The sequence below is a fragment of the Streptomyces echinatus genome, assembly GCF_014203595.1.
In the GTDB taxonomy this organism is placed as follows: domain Bacteria; phylum Actinomycetota; class Actinomycetes; order Streptomycetales; family Streptomycetaceae; genus Streptomyces; species Streptomyces echinatus.
In genome coordinates this window covers 12,782-28,366 of record NZ_JACHJK010000023.1, presented here as the reverse complement: position 1 = coordinate 28,366, position 15,585 = coordinate 12,782, and the positions used below count along the sequence as shown (strand labels likewise).

Below are 15,585 nucleotides of genomic sequence, written 5' to 3'. Positions count from 1 at the left end.
GGGGGCCGGCCGGAATGATCTTGCGTGGGATTCCCGGCAGGGTTGTCGGCGAGTCACAGACCACTCCGCGCCCACCGGGCCACGACCAGGGAGAGATCCATGTCGCGCCGACGCCTCGCCGCAGCAGCAGTGCTCGCCGTCACCCTCACCGGGGCCTTCGCTCCCGTGGCGGTGGCCCGCCCGGCCGATCCCGTGCAGAAGCAACTGGACCTGCTCGTCGACCGCGACGGAGTGCCGGGGGCGCTCGCCTACGACGGCAGGGTGACGCGTACCGCCGGTGTCGCCGACCTGGAGACGGGCCGTCCGATGGTCGGCGAGCGGGGCCGGCTCCGGCTCGCCAGCGACACCAAGGCGTTCACCGCCGTCGCCGTGATGCGCCTGGTGGCGGACGGGCGGATACGGCTGGACGACCGCGCGGGCACCTACCTGCCGCAACTCGCGGAACGCGGCATCACGGTACGCCAGTTGCTCAAGCAGACCAGCGGACTGCCCGAGTACTCCTCGCTGGTCGACTGGAACGGGCGGCCCGGCACCTCCGAGGACTACCTGGCCCTCGCGCTCGCCGAGAAACCCGTCTTCGAACCGGGCACCGACTGGGGCTATTCCAACACCAACTACCTGGCGCTCGGCATGCTGATCGACAAGGTCTCGGGGACGGACTTCCGTACCTACATCGAGCGCACGGTCCTGCGTCCGCTGCACCTGGACGACACCTACTGGCCCGCACCGGGCGAGCTGTCCCTGCGCGGCCCGCACGCCCACAACTACGGTGTGCACCCGGCGCACCCGCAAGCCGGCCGGGTGGATGTGACCGAACTCCCCGGGTACGAGTTCGGCGCGTCCGGCGGGCTGGTCTCCACGCCCGGGGACCTCAACGCCTTCTGGGACGGCCTGTTCGGCGGCCGCCTCCTGCCGGGCTGGGCACTGCGCCTGATGACCCGGGACACCACCGACGTCGGCGGCCGCGACGTCTACCCGGCGGGCAGCCGCTACGGATACGGCGTCGCCTCGATCCCGCTCAGCTGCGGGGGCGTCTACTGGGGTCACGGCGGGGACCTGCCGGGCGACTCGGTGGGCGGCGGCCGGGCCTCGGCCGGCCGCGGCACCGTGACCGTGTACACCACCACCTGGGCGGCCGAGGGCGCGAGCCTGCGTCACCTCCAGAGGGCGGTGGACGCGGCCCTGTGCGCCAAGGGCCGTTGAGCGGCCGCGGGGATCTGCCGGTGACTCCGTATTGGGGCAAGTCGGCACCCGTGCAATGGGGTTGAGTGACTGAACACATGAGCACGCGTACTCATGCCTGTCGGCGAGGCGTGGAACGAGACTGCGGGCATGACGCTGAACAGGTTCTTCATGGGCACGGGTGCGGCCGCGCTGGCCGTGGTGGCGCTGGCCGCGTGCGGCAGCGGACGGGGCGGCGAGCGGCAGCGGAACACCGTGCACGCCGTGGACGCGCGGGCGGCGGTCCCCGGGCCGGGTCCCGATGCGCAGGTGGCGTTCATGGAGATGCTGGAGCGGGTGGGTGCCCCATGTGTGCCGGATGCTCCGGCGGTGACGGAAACGGATGTTCCGGATCCGGCCGAGCGGCCGCCCACGCGGCCGAGTGGGCCGCTGCCGGTGGACGAGAAGCCGCCCACGGATGTGCCGTCCCCCACGGCCGCGCCGGAACGGCCGACGCTGAACGGCGTGGAGGCCTGTGAGGGCCGCGCGCACGGCGAACGCGTCCTTCGGGCGCTGACCGGGCTGAACAGGCCCACCGCGACCCAGGTTCGGCGGAAGCTGAACGAGCTCGGCTACACCGACTTCCGCGTGCACGGCCTGAAGGCCCGGCGCGGCGTGGTGCGCTTCTGGCTGGACCTGCGGGTGATGGGCGGGCAGCTCGCGCTCGAGGGAACCGTGGCCGGGAAGGAGACCACGGTGAAGGCGTTCGCGCACCCGGCGGAGGGCGTGTTCAGGCCCGGCAGGTAGCGGCGCTCACGCAGGTCGCGGGGCAAGTGGCGGCGGTCGTGGGGGTGTTGGCGGGGCGCGGGTCGACCGGTCGGGCCGGCCGTTCGGGATCGGGCAGGCGGCGTCACCCTCTTGACCGGTGACGAGTCTGGCGGCAACATCGTCACCTGCCGAACTGGTGACGATGGCAGGAACGGGAGCACGCATGGCCGGGATCCGCGACATCGAGGTCGTCGTCTTCGACGTCCTCGGAACACTGGTGGACGAGCCCAGCGGGCTTCGGGCCGCGATTCGAGAGGTGGTGCCCGCGTCGGACGACGCGTTCGTCGAGGAGCTGTTCACCCTGTGGCAGCGGCACCGTGAAGTCGAGGAGCGGCGCATCGGGCAAGGGCGTCGTGCGTACGCGAACACGGCGGCCATCGACGCGGAGGCGGCGGCGCTGGTGGCCGGGCGTGCCGGACTCGCCGATCCGGCGGCCGTCGCCCGGCTGGCCACGGCGGGCCGGCGCCTGCCCCCCTGGAGCGACTCCGTCGCCTGTCTGGAGCGGCTCGCCCGGCGGTTCCCCGTGCTGGGGCTCTCCAATGCCGGCCGTACGGCTCTGCTGCACCTCAACGCACATGCCGGGCTGCGCTGGCACCAGGCGATGTCCGCCGAAGCCGTCGGGGCCTACAAGCCGGCGCCGGAGGTCTACCAGCTCGCCATCGACACCGCCGGGTGCCCGCCGGACCGCGTGCTCATGGTGGCCGCCCACGCCTGGGACCTCCGCGGAGCACAGGCGAGGGGCATGCGGACCGCATACGTCCGGCGACCGGTCGGGGATCCGCCGACGAGTGCCGACGCCTTCGATCGGCGGTTCGACGGACTGGACGAACTGGCCGTCGCGCTGACGGAGGGGTAGGGCCGCCCCGCACCCTCGCCGCACCCGTGCGCGGGCCTGGCCGGCCGCCCGGTCCACGCGGTGGGCACGGGCCCGGAACCCGCGGGGCCCCGCGGGTTCCGGAATTGTGGCTTCCGTCACGGTGCATCAGGTGCAGGCCTGGTAGTGATCACCGGATGCTCGGTCTTCTCCTGCGCCTGCTGCCCTTCTGGGTCCGCGAACCCCTGCTCATCGTGCTCGGGTCCGTCCTCGGCGTACGCCTCTCGTATATCGCCATTCAAGATCACGAATGGGCCCCGGCCGGTTTCGCCGCGGTGTTCCTGCTGTTCACCGCGATCCGCGTCCACATGGTGGTCCGGGCCCTGCGCGCACGCGGGAACCCGAGCCCGACGGCCTCCGTGAAGGAGCCGGCGGCTTCCGTGGAGGGGCAGTCGCAGGCACCGGCCCAGACCCAGGCGCAGGACGGAGCCGGGCCGCTTCCGGGTCCGGCCGCTCCGGAGAAGGAGCCCAACGTGTGGGGGCAGGCCGTCGCGGCGGTGGCCGTGTTCGGCGCTCTCGCCGCCGCGCTCTGGCTGGCCCCGCGCGTGCTGCCGTCCGACGACAACGCCTCGCATTCCGTCTCGTGTCCGAGCGCAGAGGACGAGAAGCTGCCGAAGGCCTACAAGATGACGCCCCGGGCCGTGACCGGTGACCAGTTGTGCCAGGCGCTCAACCGGCCCGACCTCGCCGTGCTCCTCGGGACGCCTCAGGAGACCGCGACTACCGCTTCGGGCAGCAACGACACCGCGCTCCTGACGGATGGCAAGGTCGCCCAGCCGGAGGCCGAGATCGGGTTCGACACCTACACCGTGCACCTCTCGGCCACGTACAACGACCTGCCGACGGCCCAGTACGTGAAGCTGATGAAGATGGGGGGCGACACGGAGGTCAAGACGCTCACGGTCCTCGGCCGGCCCGCGGTTTTCTCCTCGGACCACACCATGAAGTTCGAGATCGACCTCGGGGGCGGCGGATCCGGCGGACCGGTCGAACAAGGCCCCCTCGCCAGGACCCTGTCCGTGGCCCTCGACCCGAAGGACCGGGGCGGCTACTACGACATCACCGTGTGGAGCGAGTCCGGCGCCCTCCCCGACGACAGCGTCCTCGTCGGCATCGCGGAGAAGGTCCTGCCGACGGTCCCCGAACGGACCGCACGGTCCTGAACGGCCCCGGGTTCCCGGAGGAAACCGGCTCGATGCCGCCTGCCCGACGGCCGGTTCACCTTCCGTACAGGAAGGAGCGGGCGGGGACGAAGACCTCGTGGCCCGTGGGGAAGCGGACCCGCACCCCCGAGGCGGTCCAGGTGGTCGACTTGACGCCCCGGGGACCCAGGTCCGGGCCGACGTGCACCATGTGCCCGTAGGACAGGCCCGGGTCCCGGCCGATCATCAGCTCGTAGGTGTGCCGTCCGGACAGGGTGTGTTCGTGCACCAGCCCGAGATAGTGCGGCGACCGGTCGGCGTAGACGAGTGACGCGGGCGCCGTGCTGCGGTACGTCACCTCGGTCCGCGGCCACCACAGCGCGGTCACCATGCCGACGGTCAGCACGACACCCGCGAGGATGCCCGACAGGAAGGTGATGACGACTGCCGCCCTTGACCGGGCCGGCCGCGCGGTATGGCCGGGCCGGCCGGCGGTGAACGTGTCGATGGCGCTTCTCCCGAACCGTGGTTGTTCCGCACCGGATCGCCCCGGAGCCTGACCTTCCGGGAGAGACGCGGAGATCGGCCGTGCGGTTGCGGGAGACGGCCGTCGCGCCGCCCGGACCAGGTCCGGACGGCGCGGACGTCCGGCTACGCGCGTGATCGCCCGGACGCGTCCTGGCCGATACGGGTGCCCGCGCCGCTCACCCGGACCCGCCGGTCACCCGCGCGCAGGGTCACGGTGAGCTCGCCGGGGCGGCCCATGTCCTCGCCCTGGTGCAAGGTGAGGACGGACTGCTCGGGGACCAGGCCGAACTCACGGAGGTACGCGCCGAACGCGGCGGCGGCGGCGCCGGTCGCCGGGTCCTCGACGACGCCGCCGACGGGGAACGGGTCGCGGACGTGGAAGACGTCGGCCGACTCCCGCCACACCAGCTGGACCGTGGTCAGGTCCAGGCGGTGCATCAGGGTCTCGAGGCGCGCGAAGTCGTAGGCGAGATCGGCCAGGCGCTCGCGGGTGGCTGCCGCGAGGACGAGATGGCGGGCGCCGGCGAAGGCGATGCGGGGCGGGAAGAGCGGGTCCAGATCGGCCTCCGGCCAGCCGAGCGCGGCCAGCGCCTCACCGACGTCGGACGCGGAGACCTCCTCGATGTGCGGCGCGACACTGGTGAGCGTGGCCCGCAGCGCGCCGCCCTCCTCGGTCACCTCCACCGGCACGGTGCCCGCGGGCGTCGCGAACACCAGCTCCCCGGGCCCGGTCCGCTCGGCGAGCGCGAGGGCGGCCGCGACGGTGGCGTGCCCGCAGAAGGGCACCTCGGCCTTGGGGCTGAAGTAACGGATGCCGAACGCCCGGTCACCCAGGCCCTCGATGCCTTCCGGCGGCGGGGTCAGGAACGCGGACTCCGAGTATCCGAGGTCGGCCGCGATCGCGAGCATGTCGGCGTCGTCCAGGCCGGAGGCGTCCAGCACGACCCCGGCGGGGTTTCCTCCCTCAGGGTCCCTGGAGAAGGCGGTGTAGCGCAGAACCTCGGGCAGTGGGTCATTCGGCTTCATGATCGCGGCAACACGGCGCAGCGGCCGCGGTATTCCCGGAGTTCCCTCAAGGACGAGCCGATGCCGCCGACGCCCGGGTGACCGCCGACGGCCGCGCCCGGGAGTCCCCGATCGCGGGTGACCCGGGACGGTGCCGGTCTGTGGGCGCGGTGGGGCGGCCTGCCGGGCGGAAGGGGTGCCCGGTGAGCCCGGGCACCCCTTTCCACGACGATGTCCGTCGGCTCAGCCGCAGGGGCACGTGCCCGTTCGGCCGGCGCTCAGGAAGGCCACCCCGACCGGGCCGTCGCCGGCGGTGAGGGTGCCGATCACGTTGTCCGTCGCCGTGTTGATCACTGACACCGTGTCGGACGCGTAATTGGTCACGAAGGCGCGGGCGCCGGCGGAGTCCACCGCCACGCGGGCCGGTTCGTCGCCGACCGTCAGGGTGCGGACCACCGTATTGGTCTGGGTGTTGATGACCGACACGGTGTCGTCCTCGGAGTTGACCACGTAGGCGCGGGCGCGGGCGGGATCCACGGCCACCCCGGTGGGAATGTCACCGACGGGAATGGTGGTCAGCACGGTGTTCGTGCCGGTGTTGATCACGGATACCGAGTCGCTGTTCTCGTTGATCACATAGGCGCGGGCGCGGCCCGGGTCCACCGCCACGCGGAACGGGCGGTCGCCGACGGGAATGGTGGTGAGCACCGTGTTCGTGTCGGTGTTGATCACCGACACGGTGTCCGCTTCGCTGTTGGTGACGTAGGCGCGGGCGCGGCCCGGGTCCACCGCGACCCCGAACGGCGTGTCGCCGACGGGGATGGTGGTGAGCACGGTGTTGGTGCCGGTGTTGATCACGGAGACGTTGTCGTCGCCCGCGTTGGTGACGTAGGCGCGGGCGCGGCCCGGGTCCACCGCGACGTCCTGCGGGGCGTTGCCGACGGCGATGGTGGTGACCACGGTCTTGGTGTCGGTGTTGATCACCGTCACCGTGTCGGCGTCGCGGTTGACCACGTAGGCGCGGGCGCGGCCCTGGTCCACCGCCACCTCGATCGGGCCGTCACCGACGGGGATGGTGGTGACCACCGTGTTGGTGCCGGTGTTGACGACCGTCACCGTGTCGGTGTCGAAGTTGGTCACGTAGGCGCGGCTGACGGGCTTGGGGTGGGCGGGGTCGGCTGCCGCCGCATGCGGGGCGATGCCTGGCAGCAGCGCGGTGCACACCGCCGCCAGGGCTCCCGCCAGCCATGCGCGGCGGCCATGGTGCGACCGTGGCGGTCTCCCTTCCGCACGCCTGCCTGATGTGCACTCATGGCTGTCCGGGAATATGGGCATGGGCCTCCCCTGAGGGGGTTGTTGAGTGGGCTCGGGCCGGGCCGGCCCCGTCGAGGCGCCGACCGTCAGGAGCGTCGGCACGGTCCGAGGTCCTCGCCACGCAGGAATGGCCGAACGGGTTGGAGGCGGCGGGGGAGGTCCGCCGGCCCATATCGACGTCCCGTGGTGGATGACCCGGGAGCACCCGGACCGACGGAACGTACGTTTCATAGCTGGCGGAATGAGCAGTTCCGCACCAACATGATCGGGAGTGGTTGTTTTCGGTCAGGATTCGAAAAGATCACTCTCCGTGCAGGGTGCCGGCCGGTGTGCGCCCGGCGGGCCCGTGCCCGCTTACGGGCGTCTGGGGCGCGGCGCCTGGGCGGTGACGCGCATTCATGCGGACGTACCGAGGGTCTGTCGAAAGTTTTCCTGTGTTGATGCAAACGGACGCAAGAATCGACCGAAACTGATGTGGGTCTTTTGACTCCCGATCGTCCGTTCGGTGAGTGTCGGTCATATGCCCGCCACAACCCGAGCCGCCACCGGCGGCCCGATGCGCATACGCGACTTCCGTCTGCTGCTCGCGGGAGCGGCCACCGGACAGCTCGGCGCCCAGGTCACGCTGGTGGCCCTGCCCCTCGTGGCCGTCCTCGAACTGGACGCCCCCGCCTTCCAGGTCGGCCTGCTCACCGCCGCGGAGACCGCCGCCTTCCTGCTCGTCGGCCTGCCCGCGGGCGCGCTGACCGACCGGATGCGCAAGCGCCCCCTGATGATCCGCGCGGACCTGGTGCGGGCCCTGGCCATGGCGAGCATCCCCGCCGCGGCACTCGCCCACGCCCTGACGATGGCTCAGCTGTACGTCGTCGCGCTCGTGACCGGCGTGGCGACCGTCTTCTTCGACGTCGCCCACCAGAGCTACCTGCCGCAGATTGTGCCCCGCGACCAGCTCGTGGCGGGCAACGGCGCACTGGAGACGGTACGGTCCACCGCCCAGGTGACCGGCCCCGGCCTCGGCGGCGGACTGGTCCAGCTCGCCGGAGCGCATCTCGCCGTCATCGCGGACGCCGTCGGCTACGCGCTGTCCGCCCTGTTCCTCCTGCGCGTCGAGCAGCCCGAGCAACCGCCCGAGCCGGCCGCCGGCTCCTCCCTGCGCAAGGACATCGGCGAGGGCATCCGCTTCGTCACCGGACACCCGCTCCTGCGCGTCATCGCCGTCACCACCGCCCTGGCCAACCTGTGCGCGGCCGTCCTGATGGCGACCCAGACCGTCCACCTCGTCCGCGTCGTCGGCCTGCGGCCGGGCGCGCTCGGACTGGTGCTGTCCGCGTCGGCCGTCGGAGGACTGCTCGGCGCCCTGTGCGCCGGACGCCTCGCCGCCCGGCTCGGACAGGCCCGGGTCATCGTCCTGTCCGTCCTCGTGACCGGGCCGTTCGCCGTACTGTGGCCCCTGTCGGGCCACGGCGCCCTCGGCGCGGTCCTCTTCGCCACCGGATCGACGGTCGTCTCCTTCGGCGCCGTCGTCTACAACGTCGCCCAGGTCAGCTTCCGCCAGGGGCTGTGCCCGCCCCGGCTGCTCGGCCGGATGAACGCCACCCTGCGCTTCCTCATGTGGGGCACCCTGCCGCTCGGCGCGCTCCTCGGCGGTGCCCTCGCCGGAGCCTACGGACCGCGCACGGCACTCGCCTGGTGCGCGGCCGGCTTCTTCGCCGTACCGCTGCCCCTGCTGCTCTCCCCGCTGCGCCGGATGCGGGACCTGCCCGGACCCGACGGCCCCACCCCCGAGGACCCCGCGCCCGCGGCCGCGAGAGCGACCGGCACACCGGACGACGACGAGACGCCCGCCCCGACGCCCACCGGCTGAACGGCTCCGCGAGAACCCCGGCGTGACACCCGGGGCCCATGACGCCCACCCCATGACCACCGCCCCCGGACAGCACCGCCCCGGAACACCGGCCGCCGCCCGCCGTGGCGGACCGCGACCGCGACGGGCGGGACCCGGCGCGCACCGTCCGCACCCGCCACCACCCCGTGTCCGTACGGCAGAACGCGCTCCACCGCCCGTACCGGCCCACCGCCACGAGCCGCGCGACCGCGGCCGCGACAGAGAGGACCACGTGCTCAGCATCACGAGCCAGTACCTGGCCCGCTACCGGCAGCTCACCGCCGGCGACCGGACGGGCACCCTGCTGCCCGTCACCGGAGCACAGCGCCGCTTCGTACTGGTGCGTTCGCTGGACCCGTCGGGACGCCCCGACGTGGTGCCGATGTTCTTCGCCTTCCCCCACGGCTCCGTCGACCTGGAGCGCCTGCGGTCGGCGGCCCGTCTGCTCGCCGCCCGGCACACCGCCCTGCGCTCCCGGCCCGCCGTCGTCCGCGGGACCCCCGTCCTGCGGGTCGGCGAGCCCGATGTCCAGGTCACCCGGCCGACCCCGGCACCCGGCGAGCGCCCGGCCGACACGCTCCGGCGCGCGCTGGCCGCCTGGGACCCGCAGGGGCCGCCGCTGCGGCTGTTCCTCGCGCGGGACGACGAGAACCGGGGGGAGGACCTCCTCGCCGTCGTCCTGGACCACGCCGTCTGCGACGGCCGCTCACTGGCCCGGATCGTCGAGGAACTCGGCACCGCGTACACGGAGGCCGCGGCCGCCCGCACCGGCGCACCCGAGGAGGCGGAGGCCGAACTCGCCGCCTACCGGGAGGCCGTCCTCCTCCAGCTCGCCGCCGAGGAACGCGCCGACTCGCCCGAGGCGGCCGCGTACTGGGCCCACCGGCTGCGCACCGTACGCGCGCAGGCACCGGACAGCCGCCCGGAACGCGTGTCCGGCGGCACCCTGCCGAGCGGCGCGGCGCAGGCCCGGCTGCCCGCCCGCGAGGACGGCGTGCCGTTCCCCGGGCTGCTCGACGCCTGCCGCTCCGTCGCCCGTTCGCTGTACGGGCCCGGCCACGTCGTCCCGCTCGGCTACCCGTGGGGCGGCCGGCCCAGCGGTGCCGCACCGGTGGTCGGCTGCTTCCTCAACACCGTCGTCTTCCCGGCCGACACCGGCGACGGCCCCGGCCCCGAGGCGACGGCCGACGCCTGGTGGGACGACCTCGACCGGGCCGACGCGCCCTTCGACTCCGTCGTGGTCGCCGCCCGGTCCGCCGGCTCGGCCTGGACCGGGCGCCTCGACGGACTGCTGACCGTGGACGACGACAGCCGCCGCCCGCCGCTCGTACTGGCCGGCGTCGAGGGACGGGAGACCGACATCGACGGCAGACCGGTGCGCGGCCCCTTCGCCGTCTCCGTCACCCAGGGCGCGGAGATCCGACTGCGCATGGTGTGGGACCGCGCGATCCTCGACGACGCCACCGCGCACGAGGCGTTCGAATCGCTGACCCGGGCCCTGCGCCCGGCGGAGCGGACCCCGCGCTGAACCGCCGGCCGGACGCGCGGCCCGCCGCCTGCCGGAGGGGGGCCGCGACCGCCGGCCCTCCCCGGCCGGGGAAGTGACGCAGCCGTCCCGGCCGCCCCGCGACGCCGCGGAGCACCCCCGCACCACCCACGTCCGAAGCGTCACCGCGTGACCCGCGGAGCCGCCCGCACCACCGCCGGCCGCGACCGTGACCGGCACCGGAAATCCGACCCGACGACCTCAGGGATCGCCCATGCTTCCGCTCTCCTCCTCGCAGGAGATCGTCTGGCTGCACGAGCAGATGCAGCCGGGCAGCCGCGCCTACAACTTCACCGCCGCCCTCGACCTGTGGGGCACCCTCGACACCGAGGCGCTGCGCCGGGGACTCGCGGCCACGCTGGGACGCCATCCCGGTCTGCGGCTCGAACTCGTCGAGTCCACGGGGTCCGTACCGGGACAGCGCGTCGCGCCGCAGTGCGCCCCGAGGCTGCGCACGGCCGACCTCACCGGTGCGGACGACATCGAGGAGGCCTTCGCGCGCCTGCTGCGCACCGAGGCCGAGACGCCGCTCGACACCTTCGAGGCACCGCTGATCCGCTGGACCCTCGTACGCCTCGCCGAGCGCCACCACCGGCTCGTGCACGTGGAGCACCACCTGATCCACGACGGGCACTCCTTCGCGATCCTGCTCGACGACGTCTTCCGCACCTACCGCGCCCACGTCCTCGACGAGCCCCTCGAACTCCCGGCCGCCCCGTCCTACGCGGACCATGTCCGGGCCCAGGCCGAGGCCGCGTACGCCCCTGAGTCCCTCGACTTCTGGCGCACCCAACTGCTCGACCAGCCCCACGACCTGCCGCTGCCCGGCCTCGCCCGCCCCGGCGCCCGCCGCAGGCACCACGGCGGACAGCTGCGCCAGACGATCGGCGCCGACCTCGCCGAACGGCTGCGCACGCACGCCAGGTCGCGCGGCCTCACCCCCTTCGCCACGCTCCTCGGCCTGTTCGCCGAACTCCTGCGCCGGCACAGCGGCCGCTCCAAGATGGTCGTCGGCACCGCCGTCGGCAACCGCCCCCGCGGTTACGAGCAGGCCGTCGGCATGTTCGTCAACACCATCCCGCTGCCGCTCGACCTGGACGCCGCCGCCCCCGCCCAGGACACCATGGACGAGGTCACCGACACCCTCATCCGCGCCCTGCCGCACCAGGACGTGCCGGTCCAGGAGCTGACCCGGGCCCTCGGCATGCACACCTCCGGCGCCGACAACCCGCTGTTCTCCGTCATGTTCAGCGCCCACGACGCACCGCTGCCGGAGATCGACGTACCCGGCCTCGACATCACCCTCTTCGAGGGCTTCAACACCGGCACCACCCGCTTCGACCTCGACGTGGTGCTGCTCCCGGACGACCGGCGCGGAGTCACCCCGCGCCACGGCGCCCCGGGCATGACCCTGGTCTGGGACTACGACGCCGACCTCCTCGGCGAGGACGTCGCCCGGCTGCTCTGCGGCCGCTTTTTGGACCTGCTGCGTTCCTATCTCGACACCCCCGAGGCACCGCTGGCCGACCTCGCCCCCGCCGCGCCGGAGCCGGCCGCCGAGGCCGTGCCCGTCCCGGCCGACCGCGACCCGCTCGACCCCGTCGCCGCCCACCACCCGTCGCTGCCCGCCCTGCTGAGCGGCGCGCGCCGCCTCACCTACGGCGAACTCGACGAGCGGGTCGGCGCGCTCGCGTCCCGCCTGCGCGCCGCGGGTGTGACGCCCGGGCAGCCGGTGGCCGTCGTCCTGCCCAGGAGCGCCGACTCGGTCGTCGCCCTGCTGGCCTGCCTGCGGACCGGCGCCGTCTACTGCCCGCTGTCCCCGTCCGACCCGCCGGCCCGGCTCGCCCTGCTGCTGGAGCGGCTCGCGCCCGCGCTGGTCCTCACCGGCGAGGGCGGCGCCGCCCTGCCCGACGGACTGCCGGCCGCCCGTGTCGACGCCCCCGTGCTGCCCGCCGCCCACGCGGCCGGCGTGCTGCCCGGCACCACCTACGTCATCCACACCTCCGGATCCACCGGGACACCGAAGCCGGTCGCCGTCGGCCGCGCGGCGCTCGTGCACCATCTGACCGCGACCGCCGACCGGTTCGGCCTCACCACGGCCGACCGCGTCCTGATGTTCGCCCAGCCCTCCTTCGACGTGGCACTGGAGGAGGTGCTGCCGACCCTGCACTCCGGCGCGTGTCTGGTCCTGCCCGAGCACGAGGTGCCCACCGGCGCCGAACTCGCCGGCCTGCTCGCGTCCGCCCGGGTCACCGTCGCCAACCTGCCCACCAGCTACTTCCTCGCCACCCGCGAGGAGCTGCGGCCGGTCCTGCGCGACGGCGGCTGGGCCCCGAGGCTGCTGGTCCTGGGCGGCGAGCGGCTTCCCGCCCAGGCGCTGCGGGAGGTCCTCGCCGACACCGACGCCACCGTCCTGAACGTGTACGGCGTCACCGAGGCGGCCATCAGCTCCACCGTCCACGAGATCTCCCGCGACGCCCTCGCCGACGGCGCCGAGATCCCGCTGGGCACCGAACTCCCCGGCGAGCGCGTCCACGTCCTGGACGCCCACCACCGGCCGCTGCCGTCCGGCGCCGTCGGTGAACTCGCCATCGCCGGGCCGGGCCTCGCCGAGGGATACGCGGGCAACCCCGAGGTGACGGCCGCCCGGTTCGTCACCGTGGACGCGCTCGACGGGGAACGCGTCTACCTCACCGGCGACCTCGGCTACCGCGGCCTGGACGGTCTGCTGTACTTCCTGGGCCGGCGCGACAACCAGATCAAGCTGCGCGGCCACCGCATCGAGCTGGAGGAGATCGAGGCGGCGGCGTCCGCGGCCCTCGGCGGCCGGTCGTGCGCCGTCGTACTGGACCGCGAGAGCCCCGGCGCACCCCGCCTGGTCGGCTTCCTGGAGGACGGCGCCGACCGCGCGGACTTCGACGAGAAGGCCCTCCACGTGGAGCTGAGCCGCCGGCTGCCCGGCCCCCTCGTGCCCGCTCGCTGGGCACGGCTGGACACCATGCCGGCCCTGGCCGGCGGCAAGCCCGACCGTGCGGCCCTGGCCCGCCGGGCGGCCGCGCTCGACCCCGTGGCCGTCACCCCGGCCGAACCGGAGGCCGGGACCGGGTCCGCGCCGGCGGCCGCGGAGTCCGACGATCCGATGACGGCACTGCTGACGCAGGGCTGGCGCGAGGTCCTCGGGCACAGCCGCTTCGACACCCGTTCCCACTTCTTCCGCAGCGGAGGCCATTCCCTGCTGGCCGCCGAGCTCGCGGCCTGGCTGGAGCCCCGGCTGGGCACGCGCCCGCCGCTCAAGGTGCTCTTCCGCAACCCCGTACTCGCCGACCAGGCCGACGCCCTCGCGGCCGGCGCCACCCTCTCCACGGAGTCGTGATGACCCAGACCCCGAGCGCACCCGCCGCCGTCACCGCGGACACCGGTACCGCTCCGAGCACCGCCCACCCCGCCGCGTCCGCCGCCGTCACCGGTGCCGCGCCGAGCGTCGCCCACGGTCCCGCCGCCGAACCCACCACCGTGCTCGCCCGCTTCGAGGACTGGGTCCGGCGCACCCCGACCGCACCCGCCGTGATCGACGGCGCCCGGACCTGGACGTACCAGGACCTCGACACCGCCGCCACGGGCGTCGCCGACGCCCTGCGCGACCAAGTGCACCTCGGCGACCTGGTCGGCGTCTGCCTCGACCGCTCCACCGCCCTCGTGGTGACCGCCGTGGCGCTCGCCCGGATCGGCGCCGTCTACCTGCCGCTCGGCCCCCGCCCCGGTGAACGCCGCACCCAGGCCGTCACCGAGGACCTCGACGTCGCCTGCCTCGTCGGCGACCCGGACGTGCTGCCCGAGGCCCACCGCGGCGGTGAGCACACCCCGCTGCCCCTGCCCACCGACGGCGTGAACGCCCCCGCCGTCGCGGTGGCGGCCTTCGCCGCGCACGGCCGCGGCGCGCGGCGAGCCCCGGAGGGCGCCCTGTACGCCGTCCTCACCTCCGGATCCACCGGCCGCCCCAAGGCCGTGGCCGTGTCCGAGGACTCGCTGTCCGTCGCCCTCGACTGGTACCGGACCGAGACCGCACTGGCACCCGGGGACCGCCAGTCCCTGCTCATCGGTGTCGCGTTCGACCCGCACCTGCTCGAACTGTGGGCCGGACTGACCTCCGGTGCCGCCCTCGTCCCGGCGCCCGACGACACCCGCTGGGACGCCCAGGTGCTGACCGACTGGTGGCGCGACGCCGCCGTCACCGTGGCCGTCGCGGCCACCCCCACCGTCGAACCGCTGCTGGACCGGCCGTGGCCCGACGACCTGAAGCTGCGTCACCTCGTCGTGGGCGGCGACCGCATGCGCCGCCGTCCCGGCCCCGACGTCACCGCCACCGTCCACAACGCCTACGGCCCCGCCGAGGCCACCGTCGTCACCACCACCCACGCCATGCGCGCGGGCGACCCGGAGGCCGGCGACCCCGCCCCGCCGCCCATCGGCACCCCGCTGCCGGGCGTCACCGTCGTCGTCACCGACGACGACGGCCGCCCCGTCGCCCGCGGCCAGGACGGCGAACTGCGCATCGGCGGCCACTGCCTGGCGCTCGGCTACCTCGACCCCGAACTCACCGCGCGCCGCTTCACCGCCCCGCACCCGCAGGCGGCGACCCCGGCGGTCGACCGCCTCTACCGCACCGGCGACCGGGTACGGATGACCGCCGACGGCACCCTGGAGTTCCTGGGCCGCCTCGACGACCAGGTCAAGATCAGCGGGGTGCGGATCGAACCGGCCGAGGTGGAGGCCGCCTTCGAACAGGACCCCCGTGTCCGCAGCGCCGTCGTCACCGTGCTGCGCGACGACTCCGGCCACGCCCGTCTCGTCGCGCACGTACGGCCCGCCGACGGCGCCGGACCGGCGGCCGGCGACCTGCAGACCGCGGTCCGCGCCTGGCTCCCCGAGCAGGCCGTGCCCGCCACCGTGCGGATCGTCGACGGCTACCCCCTGGACGCCAACGGCAAGGTCGACCGGGTCGCCCTGTCCGCCGCCGTCGAGACGCCCGCGCCCGCCGCGGACGACCTCGCGGACGCCACGCCCGCCGAACACCTCGTCCTCACGACCGTACGAGACCTGCTCGGCCGGCCCGAGACCACGCTCGGCGACAACTTCACCGACGCCGGCGGCACCTCCGTCGTCGCCGCCCGGCTGCTGGCGGCCGTCGAGGGTGCGACCGGCATACGGCCGCGCGCCCACGAACTGCTGCGCAGCGAGGACCTGCGCGCCTTCGCCGCACTCGTCGACCAGCGCCTGACCCCGCGACCGGCAGGAGCCTGAC

Annotated in this window: 11 protein-coding genes; 8 read left to right on the top strand and 3 right to left on the bottom strand. The window is 74.1% G+C overall.

Features of this window, described 5'->3' with window-relative positions; genetic code table 11:
- The first annotated feature begins 99 nt into the window (after positions 1–99).
- From FHS34_RS38235 to FHS34_RS38220, 4 genes are all read left to right on the top strand, one after another.
- Positions 100–1,203 carry a serine hydrolase domain-containing protein gene (locus FHS34_RS38235; protein WP_184974337.1) on the top strand — a complete coding sequence of 368 codons (1,104 nt, stop codon included), beginning with the start codon at positions 100–102 and terminating at the stop codon, positions 1,201–1,203.
- A 129-nt stretch (positions 1,204–1,332) separates the two neighbouring features.
- Positions 1,333–1,968, top strand: coding sequence for a hypothetical protein (locus FHS34_RS38230; protein ID WP_184974335.1), 636 nt, complete (start codon positions 1,333–1,335; stop codon positions 1,966–1,968).
- Between the two features lie 184 nt (positions 1,969–2,152).
- On the top strand, positions 2,153–2,845 hold the full coding sequence (locus FHS34_RS38225) for a haloacid dehalogenase type II (protein ID WP_184974333.1): 693 nt from the start codon (positions 2,153–2,155) through the stop codon (positions 2,843–2,845).
- A gap of 155 nt (positions 2,846–3,000) precedes the next feature.
- Positions 3,001–4,026, top strand: coding sequence for a DUF6215 domain-containing protein (locus FHS34_RS38220; RefSeq protein WP_184974330.1), 1,026 nt, complete (start codon positions 3,001–3,003; stop codon positions 4,024–4,026).
- Between the two features lie 55 nt (positions 4,027–4,081).
- On the opposite strand, the gene FHS34_RS38215 is transcribed toward FHS34_RS38220, so the two are convergent.
- From FHS34_RS38215 to FHS34_RS38205, 3 genes are all read right to left on the bottom strand, one after another.
- A complete protein-coding gene (locus FHS34_RS38215; RefSeq protein ID WP_225817856.1) occupies positions 4,082–4,411 on the bottom strand; it encodes a hypothetical protein in 330 nt (109 codons plus the stop codon).
- A 245-nt stretch (positions 4,412–4,656) separates the two neighbouring features.
- The gene (locus tag FHS34_RS38210; protein WP_184974329.1) at positions 4,657–5,559 is read right to left on the bottom strand and encodes a PhzF family protein; all 903 of its coding nucleotides are present in this window, start codon (positions 5,557–5,559) and stop codon (positions 4,657–4,659) included.
- Positions 5,560–5,781: 222 nt separating this feature from the next.
- Positions 5,782–6,762 carry a beta-propeller fold lactonase family protein gene (locus tag FHS34_RS38205; RefSeq protein WP_225817859.1) on the bottom strand — a complete coding sequence of 327 codons (981 nt, stop codon included), beginning with the start codon at positions 6,760–6,762 and terminating at the stop codon, positions 5,782–5,784.
- Between the two features lie 610 nt (positions 6,763–7,372).
- On the opposite strand from FHS34_RS38205, the gene FHS34_RS38200 reads away from it, so the two are divergent.
- The 4 genes from FHS34_RS38200 to FHS34_RS38185 all read left to right on the top strand — a co-directional run bounded on the left by FHS34_RS38200 (position 7,373) and on the right by FHS34_RS38185 (position 15,584).
- Entirely contained in the window at positions 7,373–8,716 is a 1,344-nt protein-coding gene (locus tag FHS34_RS38200) for an MFS transporter (protein WP_225817861.1), read from the top strand.
- 253 nt (positions 8,717–8,969) lie between these two features.
- Positions 8,970–10,265 (top strand): condensation domain-containing protein, encoded by a 1,296-nt coding sequence (locus FHS34_RS38195; protein ID WP_184974327.1) that lies wholly within the window; start codon positions 8,970–8,972, stop codon positions 10,263–10,265.
- Positions 10,266–10,497: 232 nt separating this feature from the next.
- The gene (locus FHS34_RS38190; protein WP_184974324.1) at positions 10,498–13,656 is read left to right on the top strand and encodes a non-ribosomal peptide synthetase; all 3,159 of its coding nucleotides are present in this window, start codon (positions 10,498–10,500) and stop codon (positions 13,654–13,656) included.
- Positions 13,656–15,584: a non-ribosomal peptide synthetase gene (locus FHS34_RS38185; protein WP_184974322.1), complete on the top strand. Its 1,929-nt coding sequence runs from the start codon at positions 13,656–13,658 to the stop codon at positions 15,582–15,584. Before FHS34_RS38190 ends, FHS34_RS38185 begins: the two co-directional genes overlap by 1 nt.
- Position 15,585: the final 1 nt, after the last annotated feature.

Coding starts and splice junctions, on each gene's coding strand:
- FHS34_RS38230 (WP_184974335.1), top strand. CDS start 1,333: ATGACGCTGAACAGGTTCTTCATGGGCACGGGTGCGGCCGCGCTGGCC.
- FHS34_RS38200 (WP_225817861.1), top strand. CDS start 7,373: ATGCCCGCCACAACCCGAGCCGCCACCGGCGGCCCGATGCGCATACGC.
- FHS34_RS38210 (WP_184974329.1), bottom strand. CDS start 5,559: ATGAAGCCGAATGACCCACTGCCCGAGGTTCTGCGCTACACCGCCTTC.
- FHS34_RS38235 (WP_184974337.1), top strand. CDS start 100: ATGTCGCGCCGACGCCTCGCCGCAGCAGCAGTGCTCGCCGTCACCCTC.
- FHS34_RS38225 (WP_184974333.1), top strand. CDS start 2,153: ATGGCCGGGATCCGCGACATCGAGGTCGTCGTCTTCGACGTCCTCGGA.
- FHS34_RS38220 (WP_184974330.1), top strand. CDS start 3,001: ATGCTCGGTCTTCTCCTGCGCCTGCTGCCCTTCTGGGTCCGCGAACCC.
- FHS34_RS38185 (WP_184974322.1), top strand. CDS start 13,656: ATGACCCAGACCCCGAGCGCACCCGCCGCCGTCACCGCGGACACCGGT.
- FHS34_RS38190 (WP_184974324.1), top strand. CDS start 10,498: ATGCTTCCGCTCTCCTCCTCGCAGGAGATCGTCTGGCTGCACGAGCAG.